Source organism: Liquorilactobacillus uvarum DSM 19971 (assembly GCF_001434935.1).
GTDB lineage: Bacteria > Bacillota > Bacilli > Lactobacillales > Lactobacillaceae > Liquorilactobacillus > Liquorilactobacillus uvarum.
The window spans coordinates 4,054-4,665 of sequence record NZ_AZEG01000061.1; the positions used below are offsets into that span (position 1 = coordinate 4,054).

General features: G+C 35.1%; 1 protein-coding gene. It reads left to right on the forward strand.

The annotated features are described in order from the left end of the window. Positions 1-340: tyrosine-type recombinase/integrase (locus FD20_RS12025; protein WP_157060931.1), on the forward strand; the 340-nt coding region annotated here is incomplete at its 5' end. Between the last annotated feature and the right edge of the window lie 272 nt (positions 341-612).

Sequence of the window (612 nt, forward strand, 5' to 3'; positions counted from 1 at the left end):
ACCTGTTCAAACAGAGCTCTTATTGTACCGTCAATGGCTGCTTGATCATAAACTAGAATCTGAATGGCTCTTTCCGTCCATTCAACACCCAGAACGCCATATTACTGAAAAACAGTTCTACAAAATTATGAGTAAGGTTGGCGATCTATTAGGAATTAATTATCTAGGTACTCATACGATGCGCAAAACTGGGGCTTATCGTGTTTACACGCAATCAAATTACAATATTGGCCTAGTCATGCACTTACTAAATCACTCAAGTGAATCAATGACTTTAGCTTATTTAGGCTTGGATCAAGCAAGTACAGAAAACATGTTGAACCAAATTGATTTTGGGTAAATTAGTTTGATTTTGTTGTCGCCAACGGCGACTTCTGATACAGGTTTTTAATGGGTCTAGCACAACATAGAATAAATTCTATGTGTAAGTGCGCATTGACCTCGTTTCACTCGGTCTGCTGATAACCATAAAATCAATTTCTGCTGTTGTTGAATTGACTGTATTTTTAATTCAATTTATGTTTGCACCTAACTAAGATTGTTATGTTTTAAATACTTGAATTGTCAAATTAAGTGCAACACTACATTAAAGAATATTTCATAAGGCGTTTT